The sequence below is a fragment of the Streptomyces sp. NPDC127197 genome, assembly GCF_042672405.1.
Taxonomy (GTDB): Bacteria; Actinomycetota; Actinomycetes; order Streptomycetales; family Streptomycetaceae; genus Streptomyces; species Streptomyces flavusporus.
This window is the reverse complement of the sequence record NZ_JBHXVG010000001.1, coordinates 300860-317116: the sequence shown is the minus strand read 5'-3', so window position 1 is coordinate 317116 and position 16257 is coordinate 300860. Positions and strand designations below refer to the sequence as shown.

The window sequence follows — 16257 nt, the reverse complement described above, 5'->3', positions numbered from 1 at the left end:
GGCGCCCGGACGCCCATGGGAGGGGTTCACTTCATGGCGGCGCAATTCGGCAGGAGGCTGCGCAAGGGGGCGATGAACACCACCGTGGCCGCGGTGGCGGTTGCGGCGCTGGCCGCGTCCCAGGGCCCGGGACTGGTGACCGACGGCTCCGGCAGACAGTCCGCCACCGGCACCCAGCCCTCACCCGACGCGCCTGCCGGGGACAGCGCGACCGGCAACTCGCCGTACTACACGGACCTGCCGCCGCTGGACAGCCCCACCCCCTCGCCCTCCGCCACGGCGGATCCGATCACGGGCGACGCGGCCGCCGGCATACCGGCGACCGTCCTGGACGCCTACAAGAAGGCTGCGGACGAGCTGCGCGCGTCGAAGCCCGGCTGCAACCTGCCCTGGGAGCTCCTCGCCGCCATCGGCAAGGTCGAGTCGGGCCAGGCGCGCGGCGGCAACGTCGACGCGAACGGCACCACGATCACCGCCATCCTCGGTCCCCAGCTGAACGGCAACGGCTTCGCGAACATCAGCGACACCGACAACGGCCGCTACGACGGCGACTCGGCGTACGACCGGGCCGTGGGCCCCATGCAGTTCATCCCGTCGACCTGGGCGTGGGCCGGCCGCGACGGCAACGACGACGGCCTGAAGGACCCCAACAACATCTACGACGCCGCCCTCGCGGCCGGCCACTACCTGTGCCGCTTCGGCTGGGACCTGTCGACCGACTCCGACCTCAACAGCGCGATCCTCAGCTACAACAACTCGACGGACTACCTCAACACCGTCCTGTCGTGGCTGGAGTACTACCGCAAGGGCACCCATGAGGTCCCGGACGGCACCGGCCAGCTCCCCTCCGACCGCAGCGACGAGCCCGCCGGGTCGAGCCCCTCGCCGAAGCCGCCGTCCAAGAAGCCAGGGACCCAGTCGGCGAAGCCGCCCTCCGGCGGCGGTTCCACCAGCCCGACGCCTCCCCCTTCGACCCCGCCGAGCACCCCACCCAGCACCCCGCCGACCCCCACCGACACGGTGGACCACCTCGAGGACGCGGGCACGGCGCAGCTGACCGCCATGGCGGGCGACACCTTCGGCGAGCGGATCAGCGCCCGGGCCGAGACCGAGGCCGGCAAGGGCGTCGCCAAGGTGCGGATCCGGTTCTCGATCGTCGGCGACACCGATACCACCTTCACCGGCGGCGAGAAGGTGGCCACGATGGTCACCGGCACGTCCGGCGTGGCCCTCGCTCCGGCGCTGAAGGCGGGCGAGAAGACCGGCGACTTCACCGTCCGGGCCTCCGTCGTGGGCCGCTCGATTCCCGGCGTCGACTACGCCGCCACCGTCACCCCCCGCGCCGCCGACGCCCTCGCCCGTACCGGCGACGAGGCGCTGACCTGCGTGGCGGGCGGCGAGTTCGCGAACCAGGTCCAGGTGAAGGCGACGTACAAGGGCGCCGCCGCGGACGGTGTCGCGGCCACCGCGACACTGATCAAGTCGGCGGACGACCCGACCGCGAACGACAAGGGCCCCTACTTCAAGGACGCCGACGGCACCGCCGTACGGACCCTGACAGGTCTCGAGACGGACGCGGACGGCCTGCTGACGCTGCCCAAGCTGTACGCGGACGACACCCCAGGCACGTACCTGCTGCGCATCACCACCACGGGCGGCGCGGTGCTGACGGTCGAGCTGACCGTGACGGCGGCGCCCTCCCCGAGCCCGACGGCAAGCACATCCGCCGACGCCTCGCCCTCGCCCTCGGCGTAGGCACGCGGCAACCAGGGCGCCCCTCGGCTTCGGCGGCGGGGCGCCCTCGTCATGTGTGCAACGTGTTCTCATCTCGCGCGTGCGTTGCTACGGTGCCGGACCTGACGAAGTATCAGGTCCCGTCCGTACCGACGCCCCGGGAGGCCCGTATGCGCGCCCTGATCGCCGCCGCGGCCGGTCTCGCCTTCGCGTTCGCCCTGGTCCTCACGATCACGGCGCTCGGCTCACCGACGGGCAAGACATCCCCCAAGCCGCTGCTGACGACGGTGCCGTCGCACCCGTAACCGCCCGGGAGGGAGGCCGAGATGCGCCGCAAGGCCGGTCTGATCCTGCTCGCCCTCGCCGTGTTCTTCGCGGCGCTGTCCCCGCTGCTGCGCTGGTACGCCTTCCCGCGCCTGGCCAAGATCCCGCCGAGCCAGTACCAGGACATGGTCCTGGAGGCCGAGGACGCCACCCTTCTCGACTACGGCACGATGACGGCCCGCAAGGTCGACAAAGTGACCATCGTCCAGACCCTCAAGGGCAACGTGGAGGCCTCCGAACGGATCGAGAAGACGGCGGACCGGGACGTCGTCGTCTGGGACGGCCTGTCCTACGTCCAGGGCCCCGACGGCAAGATGGTCTCCAAGATCCCCGAGCGCTACATCTTCGACGCCCACACCCAGGAACCCGTCCACGCCACCGGCGAGATGGTCGACGGCGATCGCGTGAAACGCGAGGGCATCGAGTTCAAATGGCCCTTCCTGACCGAGAAGAGGGACTACGAGTACTTCGACGCACAGGCCCGCATCACGGCCCCGATCCACTACAAGGGCACCCAGAACTTCCGCGGCGTCGAGGTCTACTACTTCGAGCAGACCATCCCCTGGACGAAGGTCGCCTTCCCCAAGGCCATGCCCGTCGAGGGAATCACCCCCGAGTCCGTCGCCGAGACGGGCACGACCCGCTGGTACACCACGGTCCGCAAGTTCTGGGTCGAACCGCTGACCGGCGCCCCCGTCTACGGCGAGGAGATCCACAAGGAGGAACTCCGCGGCGGCACCCTGCTCGGCGACCGCGACAAGGTCACCGCGTTCGCCGGCCACGTGAAGATGCGCGAGGACTACATCGACCACACCGTGAACCTGGTCAAGTCCAACCGCATGCTGGTCCTGCTGATGACGTCATATCTGCCGTGGGGTTTCCTGATCCTCGGCGTGCTGCTCCTGTCGCTCTCCCTCTACCTGGAGGCACGCAGCCGCCGCCCCGGCGACCCGGAGCCGACGAAGAACACCGAACCCGAACCGGTCACCGCCTGAGCCGGGCGTTGGTGTGCCGGGTCGGCTCGGCGGTGGCAGGGTCCTCGGGCCACGGATGCTTCGGATAACGGCCGCGCAGCTCCGCCCGTACGCCGTTGTAGCCGTCCTTCCAGAAGGAGGCGAGGTCGGCGGTGACGGCGGCGGGACGCCCGGCGGGGGAGAGCAGATGGACCAGGAGCGGCACCCCGGCGACCGAGGGCGACTCGTGCAGCCCGAACATCTCCTGCAACTTCACGGCGAGAACGGGCTGTTCGGGGTTGCCGTAGTCGATTCGGATTCTGGACCCACTGGGTACGGTGATCCGCTCCGGGGCCAGCTCGTCGAGTCGCCCGGCCTCCCCGGAGGCCCACGGCATCAGCCGGGCGAGCGCCTCCCCGGCGTCGATCCGCGAGAGGTCGGCCCGCCGCCGGGCCCGGCTCAGTTCGGGCTCCAACCACTCGTCCACGCGCGCGTGGAGCGCGTCGTCGGAGACATCGGGCCAGGGCTCGCCGAGGTGCAGATGCAGAAAGGCGAGCCGCTGCCGCAGTACGTCGGCGTCGGCGGACCAGCGCAACAGGCCGAACCCTTCTCGCCGCAGGCCTTCGAGGAGCGCGTCGCGTACGAGCACGGGGGCGGCGTCGGCAAGCGGCCGCGAGGCCAGTTCGACGGCCCCCAGCCGCTCGACACGCCGCGCTACGACGTCCCCGTCGGCCCAGTGGACCTCGTCCCGCTCGTCGAGCAGCGCGCCGGCCGCCTGCCGCGCGATGTCCTCGTCCACGACGGCCCCGACCTGCACGCGCGCGTGCCCTCTTCCGACGGGCCGATCAGCTGCAGCGACAGCAATCCAGGGCGCACCACGCAGGCCGCTCCCCGCAGCCACCTCGGCCCGCGTCCCGGAGACCATGAGATACGAACCGCCGTCGGCCTTGGCGACACGCTCAGGGAAGGCGAGCGCGGCAACGAGTCCGACCAGACGGTCCTCACTGACGTTCGCACGGTCGACCTCGACGTCCACCTCCGCCGGAAGAGAGTCACGGGTGGGCGGGTGTGAAGACTCCCCGACGACGGCCCGCAGCCGCCGGACTTCCGCCCGCCACCGCCCTGCGTAGGCGTCACCCCCACGCCGGGCAGCCCGCAACGCACCGGCGAGATCATCCCCGTACTCCCGCGGCGCCTCCTCGCTGAGCAGGGCCACAACCTCGGCGACCGCACCGAAGGGACCCGCGTCCAGCAGCGCCCGCCCCAACCGGGGATGCAACCCCAGCCGAGCCAGACGCACACCCCGCTCCGTGGCTCTGCCGGCGGAGTCCACCGCGCCCACTCCCTCGAGAGCGGCCCGCGCCGCCGCCATCGCCCCACCCGGCGGCGGATCCAGCAATGCCAGCCCGGACGCGTCCGGATCCCCCCAGCACGCCGTCTGCAGCGCGAACGCCGTCAGGTCGGCCAGCAGGATCTCCGGCGACGGAAAACGCGGCAGCCGCGCGTCCTCGGCCTCCGCCCAGCAGCGGTACACCGCACCCGGCGCCTCACGCCCGGCGCGCCCCGCCCGCTGCCGTCCCGCCGCCTGCGAGGCCCGCACCGTCGTCAGCGCGCTCAGCCCGCGCGCATGGTCCACCCGCGGCTCCCGCGCCAACCCCGAGTCGACGACCACACGCACGCCGGGAACCGTCAGCGACGACTCCGCCACCGCCGTCGCGAGCACCACCCGGCGCCGCGCCCCGGCCGACAACACCGCGTCCTGCACCGCCGTCGGCGCCCGACCGTGCACCTGGAGCACGTCGACATCCCCCAGACCGCCCAGCTGCCCGGCGACCCGGGCGATCTCCCCGACGCCGGGCAGGAAGCACAGCACGTCCCCCGACCGCTCGGCCAGCGCCCGCTGCACCACCGACGCCACATGCGCCAGCAAGGCGGGATCGACCCGCATGCCGTGCGGCGGCCGCACCGGACGCCCGGGCGGCGCCCACACCACCTCGACCGGATGCGCAGCGTCCTCCGCCTCGACGACCGGCGCCCCGCCCAGCAGCCGCGCCCATCCCTCGGCGTCGGTCGTCGCCGACGCGGCCACCAGCCGCAGCTCCGGCCGCAGCGCCTCCCGTACGTCCCACAGGAACGCCGCCACCGTGTCCGCGTCCAGATGCCGCTCGTGAACCTCGTCGAGCACGACCACGTCGACGCCGCTCAGCTCCTGGTCCCGCTGGAGCCGCTGGAGCAGCACACCGGTCGTGACGACCTCCACGCGCGTGTGCCGCCCGACCACCCGCTCTCCGCGCACGGTGTAGCCGACGCTCTCGCCGACCTTCTCGCCCAGCAGCCACGCCATCCGCCGCGCCGCAGCCCGGACCGCGATCCGCCGGGGCTCGGCGACGATCACCCGCCATGCCGGTCCCTCGTCGAGCAGCCCCGCCAGCGTCGGCGGCACCAGCGTCGTCTTGCCGGTGCCGGGCGGTGCGACGAGGACGGCCGTGCCGTGTCCGTCCAGGGCCTCGCGCAGGGCGGGCAGAGCAGTGCGGACGGGCAGCGCGTCCAGGGCGTCGTAGCGGATCACGCACCCCAGTGTCGTACGTGCTCGGAAACGCCCTGCACGCGCGCGTGCGTCAGTCCCTCCCCCCGGGGGGAGGCTGGGGGACTTCGGCCGGGGGGACCCCCATCTCGCTTCGCTCGCAGACGAAGATCGCCGTCCCCGGGATCAGGTTCCCCCGCAGCGGCGACCAGCCGCCCCACTCGGAGGTGTTCCAGGCCGGCCACTCCGGCTCCACCAGATCCACCAGCCGGAAACCCGCCGCCACGATGTCCCGCACACGGTCGCCGAGCGTCCTGTGGTGCTCGACGTAGACCGCGCGGCCCTCGTCGTCCTGTTCGACGTAGGGCGTGCGGTCGAAGTACGACCCCGACACGCTCAGCCCCTCGGGGCCCGGTTCGTCCGGGAACGCCCAGCGGATCGGGTGCGTCACGGAGAACACGAAACGCCCGCCCGGCCGCAGCACCCGCCGCACCTCCCGCAGCACCAGCCGCGGATCGGCGACGAACGGAAGCGCACCGTACGCCGAGCACGCCAGGTCGAACGAGTCGTCCGCGAAGGGGAGCGCGGCCGCGTCCGCACACACGAGAGGGAACGATCCGCCGATCCGCAGCGCGTGCTGGAGCTGGCGGTGGGAGAGGTCCAGGGCGACCGGACGCGCACCCTGCGCGGCCAGCCAGCGCGCGCACTGGGCCGCGCCGGCGCCGATCTCCAGGACGTCCCTGTCCTTCAGCTGCTCCGGCGGACCGAGCAGCTCCGCCTCCACCTCGTCGAGACCCTCCGGCCCCCAGACGAAGCGGTCGTCGCCGAGGAACGTGCCGTGCTCGACCTGGTACTCGTCCGCGTTGCGGTCCCACCAGCCCCGGTTGGCCCGGGCGCTCTCCGTGACGTCCGCGTGGCGTCGGGTGGCTTCCGTCTCGCTCGCTTCGGGCTCTTGGATGATCGGCTCCCTCGTCGTACTCTTCCGTCCAACCCGTCCCGGCGGTGTCACACGAGGGGTGCACCAGGCCCGTGTGGCCTGAAGAGACAGGTTTTGTGCCGGGAATGCGGCGATCCGCCCCGGGTGTGCGGCTTCGCGCATTGACCGTGCCCGGCTGCCCCCGTATGCTACAAGTTGCGCTGCGGGCCTGCGCACCTCAGACGTAGCAGGCTGCGCTCGCATCTGTTGTATGTCCCCTCGGTTGTCGAGGCGCCACCACCAGTCACTGGTGGGGCGCTTCCTTGGCTGTCCGGCTTCTACAGAGCGAAACGGGCTCCCGGCGTAAGCAGTACCTACGACTTCAATGTCCGTACCGGAGCCCTTTCCCACATGACGAGCAGCACCGAGACCACCGCCACCACCCCGCAGGTAGCGGTCAACGACATCGGTAACGAGGAAGCCTTCCTCGCAGCGATCGACGAGACGATCAAGTACTTCAACGACGGCGACATCGTCGACGGCGTCATCGTGAAGGTCGACCGGGACGAGGTCCTGCTCGACATCGGTTACAAGACCGAAGGTGTCATCCCGAGCCGCGAGCTCTCGATCAAGCACGACGTCGACCCGAACGAGGTCGTCGCCGTGGGCGACGAGATCGAGGCCCTGGTCCTCCAGAAGGAGGACAAGGAAGGCCGCCTGATCCTCTCGAAGAAGCGCGCCCAGTACGAGCGTGCCTGGGGCACCATCGAGAAGATCAAGGAAGAGGACGGCATCGTCACCGGTACCGTCATCGAGGTCGTCAAGGGTGGTCTCATCCTCGACATCGGCCTCCGTGGCTTCCTCCCGGCCTCCCTGGTCGAGATGCGCCGCGTCCGCGACCTTCAGCCCTACGTGGGCAAGGAGCTCGAGGCCAAGATCATCGAGCTGGACAAGAACCGCAACAACGTGGTCCTGTCCCGTCGCGCCTGGCTGGAGCAGACCCAGTCCGAGGTCCGCCAGACGTTCCTCACGACCCTCCAGAAGGGTCAGGTCCGTTCCGGCGTCGTCTCCTCGATCGTCAACTTCGGCGCCTTCGTGGACCTGGGTGGCGTGGACGGTCTGGTCCACGTCTCCGAGCTGTCCTGGAAGCACATCGACCACCCCTCCGAGGTCGTCGAGGTCGGTCAGGAGGTCACCGTCGAGGTCCTCGACGTCGACATGGACCGCGAGCGTGTCTCCCTGTCGCTGAAGGCGACCCAGGAAGACCCGTGGCAGCAGTTCGCCCGCACCCACCAGATCGGCCAGGTCGTGCCCGGCAAGGTCACGAAGCTGGTTCCGTTCGGTGCGTTCGTCCGCGTCGACGAGGGCATCGAGGGTCTGGTCCACATCTCCGAGCTGGCCGAGCGCCACGTGGAGATCCCGGAGCAGGTCGTCCAGGTCAACGACGAGATCTTCGTCAAGGTCATCGACATCGACCTCGAGCGCCGTCGCATCAGCCTCTCGCTGAAGCAGGCCAACGAGTCCTTCGGTGCCGACCCGGCCTCGGTCGAGTTCGACCCGACCCTGTACGGCATGGCCGCGTCCTACGACGACCAGGGCAACTACATCTACCCCGAGGGCTTCGACCCGGAGACCAACGACTGGCTGCCGGGCTACGAGAAGCAGCGGGAGGAGTGGGAGCGCCAGTACGCCGAGGCGCAGTCCCGCTTCGAGCAGCACCAGCAGCAGGTCATCAAGTCCCGCGAGGCCGACGCGGCGGCTGCCGCCGAGGGCGGCGAGGCTGCGGCTCCGGCCGCGACCGGCGGTTCGTACTCCTCCGAGGGTGGCGACCAGTCCGGCGCCCTCGCCTCGGACGAGGCGCTGGCTGCGCTGCGCGAGAAGCTGGCCGGCGGCCAGAGCTGAACGCTGACCGCTAAGGCTTAGCCGTTGGTTGAGGGCCCGCACCTTTCGAGGTGCGGGCCCTTGGCGTTGCCCGGACCGTCGTTCGGTCGCGGCCCGGTGGGGCTGGTCGCGCAGTTCCCCGCGCCCCTCGGGGAGCTGGCTTGCCCCCGGCTCTGAGAAAGCCGTAAGCGTCACCTGATCATGGGCCCGGGACGGGAATGCTCATGCCCGGTCGCGCGTTGTGACGTACGAACACGAGGAGGAGCGGTCACAGTGCTTGATCCGCAGGGTTTGTACACGTGGGAGCCGAAGGGCCTGGCCGTCGTCGACATGGCGCTCGCCCAGGAGTCGGCCGGTCTTGTCATGCTCTACCACTTCGACGGATACATCGACGCGGGCGAGACCGGCGACCAGATCGTCGACCGGCTCCTCGACTCGCTGCCCCACCAGGTCGTCGCCCGCTTCGACCACGACCGGCTCGTGGACTACCGCGCCCGTCGCCCGCTGCTGACCTTCCGGCGCGACCGCTGGTCGGCCTACGACGAGCCCACACTCGCCGTGCGACTGGTCCAGGACGCCACCGGAGCCCCCTTCCTGCTGCTGTCCGGCCCGGAACCGGATGTGGAATGGGAGCGGTTCGCCGCGGCCGTGGAGCAGATCGTGGAGCGCCTCGGCGTCCGCCTCGCCGTGAACTTCCACGGCATCCCTATGGGCGTCCCGCACACCCGCCCCGTGGGCATCACCCCGCACGGCAACCGCACCGAGCTCGTACCGGGCCACCGCAGCCCCTTCGACGAGGCCCAGGTGCCCGGCAGCGCCGAGGCACTCGTCGAGTACCGCCTCATGGAGGCCGGGCACGACGTCCTGGGCGTCGCCGCACACGTCCCGCACTACATCGCCCGCTCCCCGTACCCGGACGCGGCGCTCACCGTCCTGGAGGCCATCACGGCGGCCACCGGACTGGTCCTTCCCAGCATCGCGCACTCCCTGCGCACGGACGCCCACCGTACGCAGACCGAGATCGACCGGCAGATCCAGGAGGGCGACGAGGACCTCACCGCCCTGGTCCAGGGCCTCGAGCACCAGTACGACGCCGTCGCGGGTGCCGAAACCCGCGGCAACATGCTCGCCGAGCCCGCCGAGATCCCGTCGGCGGACGAGATCGGGCGGGAGTTCGAGAGGTTCCTGGCGGAGCGGGAGGGCGACAACTGATCGGGGGTGTGGTCGCGCCCCAAGGGGCGCGGGGCTGTATCGATGTGCGGCTCCTCCCCCACTCTCGGCTTCGCTCGAGCGGGGGGACCCCCACCGTGGGCGCGACCAGCCGCAGACGGCCTGCACCTTCTGCACCGCCTCTCAAGCGGAGCGTTTAGGCTTCCGGTCATGTTGAAGGTGGGCCTGACCGGTGGGATCGGCGTCGGCAAGAGTGAGGTGTCGCGGCTGCTCGTCGAGTGCGGGGCTGTGCTGATCGACGCGGACCGCATCGCGCGCGAGGTGGTCGCGCCGGGCACGCCCGGTCTCGCCGCGGTCGTCGAGGCCTTCGGGGAGGACGTGCTCGCCGAGGACGGCAGCCTGGATCGGCCCAAACTGGGCTCCATCGTCTTCGCCGACCCGGACAAGCTCGCCGTCCTGAACTCGATCGTGCACCCCTTGGTGGGCGCCCGCTCCCACGAGCTGGAGGCGGCGGCCGCCGAGGACGCCGTCGTCGTCCACGACGTCCCGCTGCTCACCGAGAACGGCCTGGCGCCGCTGTACGACCTGGTGGTCGTCGTCGACGCGAGCCCCGAGACCCAGCTCGACCGTCTCCTACGGCTGCGGGGCATGACCGAGGAGGATGCGCGCGCGCGTATGGCAGCCCAGGCGAAGCGCGAGCAGCGTCTGAAGATCGCGGACATCGTCATCGACAACGACGTACCACTGGAGGAGCTTCAGCGGCGCGTGAAGGACGTATGGGCCGATCTCGTCCGGCGGGCGCAGACGTCCCAGGAGCCGCCCCAGGAATAGCGGCCCCGCGGCCGGGCGTTGAAACCGGTCAGTAAGGGAAGGACTCTGCCGTGCCCGAGACCAGCGGATCGACCGGACGTACTCCGGAGACGCATGTCATAGACTTCCGAGCCGCCGAGCACCTGCTCGCCGCACGGGACCCGCGGGGCGCGGTGAAGCTGCTCGACGGAGTCATCGCCGCGCACCCGGAGAACACCGCGGCCCGGCTGCTGCGTGCGCGTGCCTTCTTCGCGGCCGCGCAGCTGCGGCCGGCGGAGCTGGAGTTCACCATCGTCCTGGAGCGCGAGCCGGACAACGCGTTCGCCCACTTCGCGCTCGCCCGGACGTACGAGCGCCAGGGGCGGCCCGAGCAGGCCAAGCGCCACTTCCGCCTGGCGGCCGCGCTGGACCCGAAACCGCAGTATCTGAAGGCGGCCCGGTTCGACGGGTGAGAGTGCGTCGGCGCCCCTGAGCAGGCGCTACGGGGCACGGTCGTCCGGCGGCCGGTACGGCGGGACATCCGGGCCCGGCTGGTAGTGCGGGCCCTGGCGGATGTGCCTGAGGACCACGGCAAGGTCGATGGTGACCACCAGCCAGAACACACCGCAGGCGATCGCCCACCCCGGCCGCCCGGCCAGAGCGAACGCGACCGTCCCGAAGATCGCCCAGAGCAGCCCCCACACGCTCAGCCAGAAGCGCATACGCAGTGCACTGCGCGCTGTCACCGGCTCACTGCCCGTACGCATCGGATCACCACTCCTCCTTGAAACGTACTCTTCGACGCGGACGTTCTCCAAAGGCGGAGGCCAGGCAACGACATCTCATACGTCGCGGACGCCGGCGAACTGACCGAGGCTGCGATGCGACACCTGCGCCATTGCTCCGCCTTCGCCACTCGAACGGGTGAACCCGGGGTGGGCGGGAACGGGCGTGCGGATGCGGTCCGTTGGACGGGCATGGAGCTGAAAATGCGAGAAGGACACCACGGGACGGGTCCCGGAGCCATCACCCCGGACGGCTGCGCAGTCGAGCTCTACTCACGACTGCCCGTCGGCACCGAGCCGGACATCATCGCCGCGGCCGTGCCCGCGGGTGCGCGCATCCTGGAACTCGGCTGCGGGGTCGGCCGCATGACGCACCCGCTGCTGGAGCGCGGCTACTCGATCACCGCGGTGGACGAGTCCCCCGACATGCTCGAACGCGTCCGCGGTGCCCGCACGATATGCAGCCCGATCGAGGAACTCGACCTGGGCGAGAGGTTCGACGCGGTCCTGCTCGCGTCGTTCCTGGTGCACACGGGGGACGTGGAGGTGCGGCACGGCCTGCTGCGGACCTGCGTCCGCCACCTGGCGGACGGCGGCTGCGTGCTGATCCAGCGGGAGGGCGAGGACTACCACACGAACGTACCGCGCGAGCGGGTCGATGCCTCCGGCTTCACCCTGCGGATCGTGTCGTCGGAACCGCTCGGGGACGGCACGAACTCGGTCCGCGCGGAGTACGAGTTCCCCGACGCGACCTGGACCCAGACGTTCCGGGCCCGGCCGCTGACGAAGGAGGAGTTCGAGGAGGCGCTGGCGGAGGCGGGGCTCAGAGTGGACGAGTATCTGACGGAGGACCGGATATGGGTGAGGGCGGTCGCGGCGGACTGATGGCCGGGGCGGCTGCGGGGAGGGCACGGAGGGATCTCCCTCGGATGCGATGAGTTCCGAAGCGCGGGCGGGTCTACCCAGGTGACAGCATCACGGACCGCTTCACCCGGGAGACCCTCATGTCCGAGTCCACCGCTTCCGCAGCCTCCGTCGCCTCGTCCGGCATCGTCGTCGCCGAGTCCGAGACCGCGCGGGGGCGTCGCGCCCGTATCGCCCTGCGTTCCCTCCAGGTCGTGCTCGCGCTCTTCTTCGCGACCGCGAGCGCCCTCCCCAAGCTGATCGGCCACTCTTCGGCCGCCGAGATCTTCGACGACATGGGCTGGGGCAGTGCCGGGATGTACACCGTCGGCGCACTCGAACTAGCCGGTGCGGTCGGCCTGTTGCTGCCTCTGCTGCAGTCCGTCGCGGCGATCGGGCTGAGCGGGCTGATGGTGGGCGCGTTCATCGTCCAGCTCACCGTCTTCGACGGCGAGCATGCGGCGACACCCCTGATCCTGCTCGTGCCGCTCACCCTGATCGCCTGGGCACGGCGGCGACAGAACGGGGAGCTGCTGCGGGTGGTGCTCCGACGGGGCTGAGTGGCGCCTGGGGGCGGGGTCGGTCGCGTGGTGGTGATCGGCCCTGCGGCGGCGGGTGCCGGTGGTGCGACGGCGGTCGACCTCGCGGTGGCAGTGGTGTCCGGTGCCGGCAGTCGACGTGCGGGCGGGTGCTCTTCGGACCACCGGAACGCAGCGCTGCTCAGTCCCCCCTGCGTTCCGGTTCGCGTCGGGCCCTCGCGTTGGGCGTACGCCTCACCCCGCCGGCCCGCCGCGTGTCCTCGGTCATCGTCCGCCGGGACGGCCTCCCAGGCCGCCCGGACCGCCGAGGCCGCGCAGGGCCCGTAGGCGTTCCAGTTCGCGGCGGTCCCGTTTGGTCGGTCGGCCGGTGCCTCGATCGCGGATGCCGGCCGGAGCGATGGCCTCGCGGGGCGGGGGCGGCGGGCTGTTGTCGACGTAGCACTGGACGGCCACCGGGGCGCCGACCCGCTTGCGGATCAGGCGCTTGACGACGACGATCCGCTCCCGGCCCTCCTGCCGCAGGCGCACCTCGTCGCCGACGCGGACGGAATGCGCGGGCTTGACCCGCTCGCCGTTCACGCGCACATGACCACCGCGGCAGGCCGTGGCGCCCTGGGAACGGGTCTTCACCAGCCGCACGGACCAGATCCAGCTGTCGATGCGGACGGTTTCGCCGTTCGCCGGCCCGGCCGCCTCGGCGGCTGCCACAGCGGCGGCAATCTTCGGATCCACGGCGTTCGCATCCACGGCCGTCGGTTCCACAGCTTGCTGGTCCGTGCCGGCCGTCGGATCCGTAGCCGTCGGATCCGTAGCCGTCGGGTCGACGGCCTTCGCGCGGATGTCTGTGTCCTTCCGGCTGTTGCTGCCGTTTCTGTCCTTGCCGGTGCGCTCCGAAGCCATGCTTCGACCTTAGTCCCCGGGTCGGTTGTGTCCGAACGCCTTTCGTGGCCGGTCAGCGAGTAACGAGTACGTCTGGACCAATGGCCCTGCATCCTCCATGATGACGCTGCCATGACAACGTCGTCCTCGGATGGTGACCGTGCGCGGATCCTTCGTGAGAGCCGCACTGACCGCCGTGCTCCTCATGGCGCCCATCCCCGCGGTCGCGCAAGAGCCCGCGGTCCCGCGGGGACTCCGGATCACCGAGGAACCCCGGGTCGCCCGGGAGCCCGCTGCCGCCGCCGAATCCGCGTCCGCCACGGCCGCGCCGGACTGGACGCCCCCGCTCAGCACCCGGGGCCGCTGGATCGTCGACGCGAACGGCAACCGTTTCAAGCTGCGCTCAGGCAACTGGCACGGAGCCAGCGGCACCTGGAACGGCTCGGGCAGCACGGACGACGACGCCAACCACCACGCCGGCGAGAACTCCGGCCGGATGCCGCTCGGCCTGGATCGCGCCCCCATGGCCGAGATCATCGCCGGTTTCCGGGAACTCGGGATCAACAGCATCCGGCTGCCCTTCTCCAACGAGATGATCCACGACAGCCGTCCCGTCAGCGACGATTCCGTCGCCGCCAACCCCTCCCTGCGTGGCAGGACCCCGCTCCAGGTGTACGACGTCGTGGTCCGTGAGCTCACCGCCGCCGGACTCGCCGTGATCCTCAACAACCACACCAACACCACCCGCTGGTGCTGCGGAGTCGACGGCAACGAGCGCTGGAACGCGAGCCAGTCCACCGGGACCTGGGAGAACGACTGGCTGTTCATGGCCCGCCGCTACCAGGACAACCAGCGCGTCGTCGGCGCCGACCTCTACAACGAGGTGCGCCGCAACGTCTGGGACGACCCCAACTGGGGGCTCGGCGACAACCACGACTGGTTCGCCGCCGCGCAGCGCGTCGGCGACCGCATCCTGACGGAGGCGAATCCCGACCTCCTGATCATCGTCGAGGGCATCAACTGGACGGGCATCCCCGTCGACGGCTTCGCGCACGAACGCCCCACCCTGGAGCCCGTACGCCGCCTCTCGCACACTCTCGTCGACTCCGGCAAGCTCGTGTACTCGGCCCACTTCTACGACTACACCGGCCCGAACCACAGCGGAGCCACCGGAACCGGCGAGACCAGCGACCCCCGCTACCGCGACCTGAGCCCCGCAGAACTGATCGACGTCCTGAATCGCCAGGCCTTCTTCGTGACCGCCGAACAGGATCAGCACTTCACCGCCCCCGTCTGGATCAGCGAGTTTGGCATCGGAGGCCGGGACGAGACCGGCGTCAGGCAGCGCGCCTGGTTCGAGAACTTCGTCGATCACCTGATCCGTACCGACGCCGACTTCGCGTACTGGCCGCTCGTCGGCTGGCACGAGAACCGCAAGGGCAACGGCTGGGCCCTGCTGCACTGGGACTCCGCAGGCAGCCGCATGGGACTGTACGACGGCGACGACTGGCGGGCCGCCGCCTGGACCCGGCTCATCGGCGCCCAGGGCCGCACCGGTCGCGTCGCCCCCGTGACGGAGTGGTCGATGCTCGCCCCCGACCACGGCGACGTCGTCCAGTCGCGGCGGATGAGGGCGCTGCCCGACTGGGACTCCGGCGCCCGCAAGGCCGTCTGCCCCGACGGGCAGCGCCTCCTCGGCCTCAGCCACACCGGCAACCGCGGCCTGTGCTCCGACGTGTCCGCCGGTCCCCTGGGGGACCCGGCCGGCGGACACGAGGTGGTCGTCGACGAGCGGCACGTCAGGCCGGGCCAGGACTGGGCGTCCGGGTACACCAAGCTCCAGTGCGCCGACGGTCAGTTCCTGACCGGGTACAGCGTCCGCGGCGCCGCCGTCTCCGCCGCCCTGTGCGCGGCCGCACCGTCCGGCAGGCTCGGCACGAGCGGTCGTACGGTCTGGTTCGACCGGGGCGACAACAGGGGCTCGGCCCCCAAGGGCGGGGACTTCGCGCAGGGCCACTACAAGGGGCAGTGCGCGGACGACGAGTACGCGGCCGGGATCGCGTACACGGGCCGGGTGGGCTCGGCACGGACGCCGGACGCGTTGTACTGCCGCAAGCTGGGCTGACCGCCCGGCGCACCCGGATCTACGGTGGATCCATGGACGTCGGCAGCCTCTGCGCCCTCGACCAGCGGATCGCGGGCTGCCGGGCGTGTCCGCGGCTGGTCGCCTGGCGTGAGGAGGTGGCCCGTACCAAGCGCGCCGCCTTCGCCGACTGGACGTACTGGGGGCGGCCCGTCCCGGGCTTCGGCCCGCCGGACGCCCGGCTGCTGATCGTCGGCCTGGCCCCGGCCGCGCACGGCGGCAACCGCACCGGCCGGATGTTCACCGGCGACCGGTCCGGGGACGTGCTCTACGAGGCGCTGTACGACGTGGGTCTGGCCTCACAGCCCACCTCCCGCACCGCCGACGACGGCCTGGAGCTGTACGGCGTACGCGTCACCGCCCCCGTCCACTGCGCCCCGCCCGCCAACAAACCCACCCCCGAGGAACGGGACACCTGCCGCCCCTGGCTCGTACAGGAACTGCACCTGCTGCGCCCCACCCTGCGGGCGGTGGTCGTGCTCGGCGCCTTCGGCTGGCAGGCCGCGCTCCCGGCGTTCGCGGAGGCGGGCTGGACGGTGCCACGGCCCCGGCCGGCCTTCGCGCACGGCGCGCGAGTGGCCCTCGACGGACTGGACCTCTTCGGCTGCTTCCACGTCAGCCAGCGCAACACCTTCACCGGCCGCCTCACCCCTCAGATGCTGCGGGACGTGCTGCGCACAGCGGCACGTACGGCGGGCCTGGCGGCGCGAAATTGAC

15 protein-coding genes are annotated in these 16257 nt (G+C 71.2%); 11 read left to right on the top strand and 4 right to left on the bottom strand.

The window, feature by feature from the left end:
- Positions 1 to 33: 33 nt before the first annotated feature.
- From ACFVJQ_RS01555 to ACFVJQ_RS01545, 3 genes are all read left to right on the top strand, one after another.
- Positions 34 to 1755, top strand: coding sequence for a lytic transglycosylase domain-containing protein (locus ACFVJQ_RS01555; RefSeq protein ID WP_385780119.1), 1722 nt, complete (start codon positions 34 to 36; stop codon positions 1753 to 1755).
- Between the two features lie 149 nt (positions 1756 to 1904).
- Positions 1905 to 2039: an SPW_0924 family protein gene (locus ACFVJQ_RS01550; protein WP_385780385.1), complete on the top strand. Its 135-nt coding sequence runs from the start codon at positions 1905 to 1907 to the stop codon at positions 2037 to 2039.
- 21 nt (positions 2040 to 2060) lie between these two features.
- Positions 2061 to 3053, top strand: coding sequence for a DUF3068 domain-containing protein (locus ACFVJQ_RS01545; protein WP_385780116.1), 993 nt, complete (start codon positions 2061 to 2063; stop codon positions 3051 to 3053).
- Here the strand turns inward: ACFVJQ_RS01545 and hrpB are convergent.
- Positions 3043 to 5580 carry an ATP-dependent helicase HrpB gene (gene hrpB, locus ACFVJQ_RS01540; RefSeq protein ID WP_385780113.1) on the bottom strand — a complete coding sequence of 846 codons (2538 nt, stop codon included), beginning with the start codon at positions 5578 to 5580 and terminating at the stop codon, positions 3043 to 3045. The two genes, ACFVJQ_RS01545 and hrpB, sit on opposite strands and share 11 nt — an antisense overlap.
- A gap of 49 nt (positions 5581 to 5629) precedes the next feature.
- Positions 5630 to 6544 (bottom strand): class I SAM-dependent methyltransferase, encoded by a 915-nt coding sequence (locus ACFVJQ_RS01535; protein WP_385780110.1) that lies wholly within the window; start codon positions 6542 to 6544, stop codon positions 5630 to 5632.
- A gap of 318 nt (positions 6545 to 6862) precedes the next feature.
- On the opposite strand from ACFVJQ_RS01535, the gene rpsA reads away from it, so the two are divergent.
- The 4 genes from rpsA (at position 6863) to ACFVJQ_RS01515 (ending at position 10764) form a co-directional block, all read left to right on the top strand.
- Positions 6863 to 8353, top strand: coding sequence for a 30S ribosomal protein S1 (gene rpsA, locus ACFVJQ_RS01530; RefSeq protein WP_141308642.1), 1491 nt, complete (start codon positions 6863 to 6865; stop codon positions 8351 to 8353).
- Positions 8354 to 8605: 252 nt separating this feature from the next.
- Positions 8606 to 9544 (top strand): PAC2 family protein, encoded by a 939-nt coding sequence (locus ACFVJQ_RS01525; RefSeq protein ID WP_385509275.1) that lies wholly within the window; start codon positions 8606 to 8608, stop codon positions 9542 to 9544.
- A 168-nt stretch (positions 9545 to 9712) separates the two neighbouring features.
- Entirely contained in the window at positions 9713 to 10333 is a 621-nt protein-coding gene (gene coaE, locus ACFVJQ_RS01520; RefSeq protein ID WP_385780106.1) for a dephospho-CoA kinase, read from the top strand.
- Positions 10334 to 10383: 50 nt separating this feature from the next.
- Positions 10384 to 10764, top strand: a complete 381-nt coding sequence (locus ACFVJQ_RS01515; RefSeq protein ID WP_385509273.1) for a tetratricopeptide repeat protein — start codon at positions 10384 to 10386, stop codon at positions 10762 to 10764.
- A 27-nt stretch (positions 10765 to 10791) separates the two neighbouring features.
- Here the strand turns inward: ACFVJQ_RS01515 and ACFVJQ_RS01510 are convergent, their stop codons facing one another.
- Positions 10792 to 11058: a DUF6343 family protein gene (locus ACFVJQ_RS01510; protein WP_385509272.1), complete on the bottom strand. Its 267-nt coding sequence runs from the start codon at positions 11056 to 11058 to the stop codon at positions 10792 to 10794.
- A 222-nt stretch (positions 11059 to 11280) separates the two neighbouring features.
- Between ACFVJQ_RS01510 and ACFVJQ_RS01505 the strand changes: the two genes are divergently transcribed.
- The gene (locus ACFVJQ_RS01505; protein ID WP_224733194.1) at positions 11281 to 11961 is read left to right on the top strand and encodes a bifunctional 2-polyprenyl-6-hydroxyphenol methylase/3-demethylubiquinol 3-O-methyltransferase UbiG; all 681 of its coding nucleotides are present in this window, start codon (positions 11281 to 11283) and stop codon (positions 11959 to 11961) included.
- A 119-nt stretch (positions 11962 to 12080) separates the two neighbouring features.
- The gene (locus tag ACFVJQ_RS01500; RefSeq protein WP_385509271.1) at positions 12081 to 12539 is read left to right on the top strand and encodes a DoxX family protein; all 459 of its coding nucleotides are present in this window, start codon (positions 12081 to 12083) and stop codon (positions 12537 to 12539) included.
- 243 nt (positions 12540 to 12782) lie between these two features.
- On the opposite strand, the gene ACFVJQ_RS01495 is transcribed toward ACFVJQ_RS01500, so the two are convergent.
- Positions 12783 to 13418 (bottom strand): RNA-binding S4 domain-containing protein, encoded by a 636-nt coding sequence (locus ACFVJQ_RS01495; protein WP_385780099.1) that lies wholly within the window; start codon positions 13416 to 13418, stop codon positions 12783 to 12785.
- Positions 13419 to 13548: 130 nt separating this feature from the next.
- On the opposite strand from ACFVJQ_RS01495, the gene ACFVJQ_RS01490 reads away from it, so the two are divergent.
- Together ACFVJQ_RS01490 and ACFVJQ_RS01485 are read left to right on the top strand one after the other, a co-directional pair.
- Entirely contained in the window at positions 13549 to 15522 is a 1974-nt protein-coding gene (locus ACFVJQ_RS01490; RefSeq protein ID WP_385780096.1) for a glycoside hydrolase family 5 protein, read from the top strand.
- A gap of 32 nt (positions 15523 to 15554) precedes the next feature.
- Positions 15555 to 16256, top strand: a complete 702-nt coding sequence (locus ACFVJQ_RS01485; protein WP_385780093.1) for a uracil-DNA glycosylase — start codon at positions 15555 to 15557, stop codon at positions 16254 to 16256.
- Position 16257 lies beyond the last annotated feature (1 nt).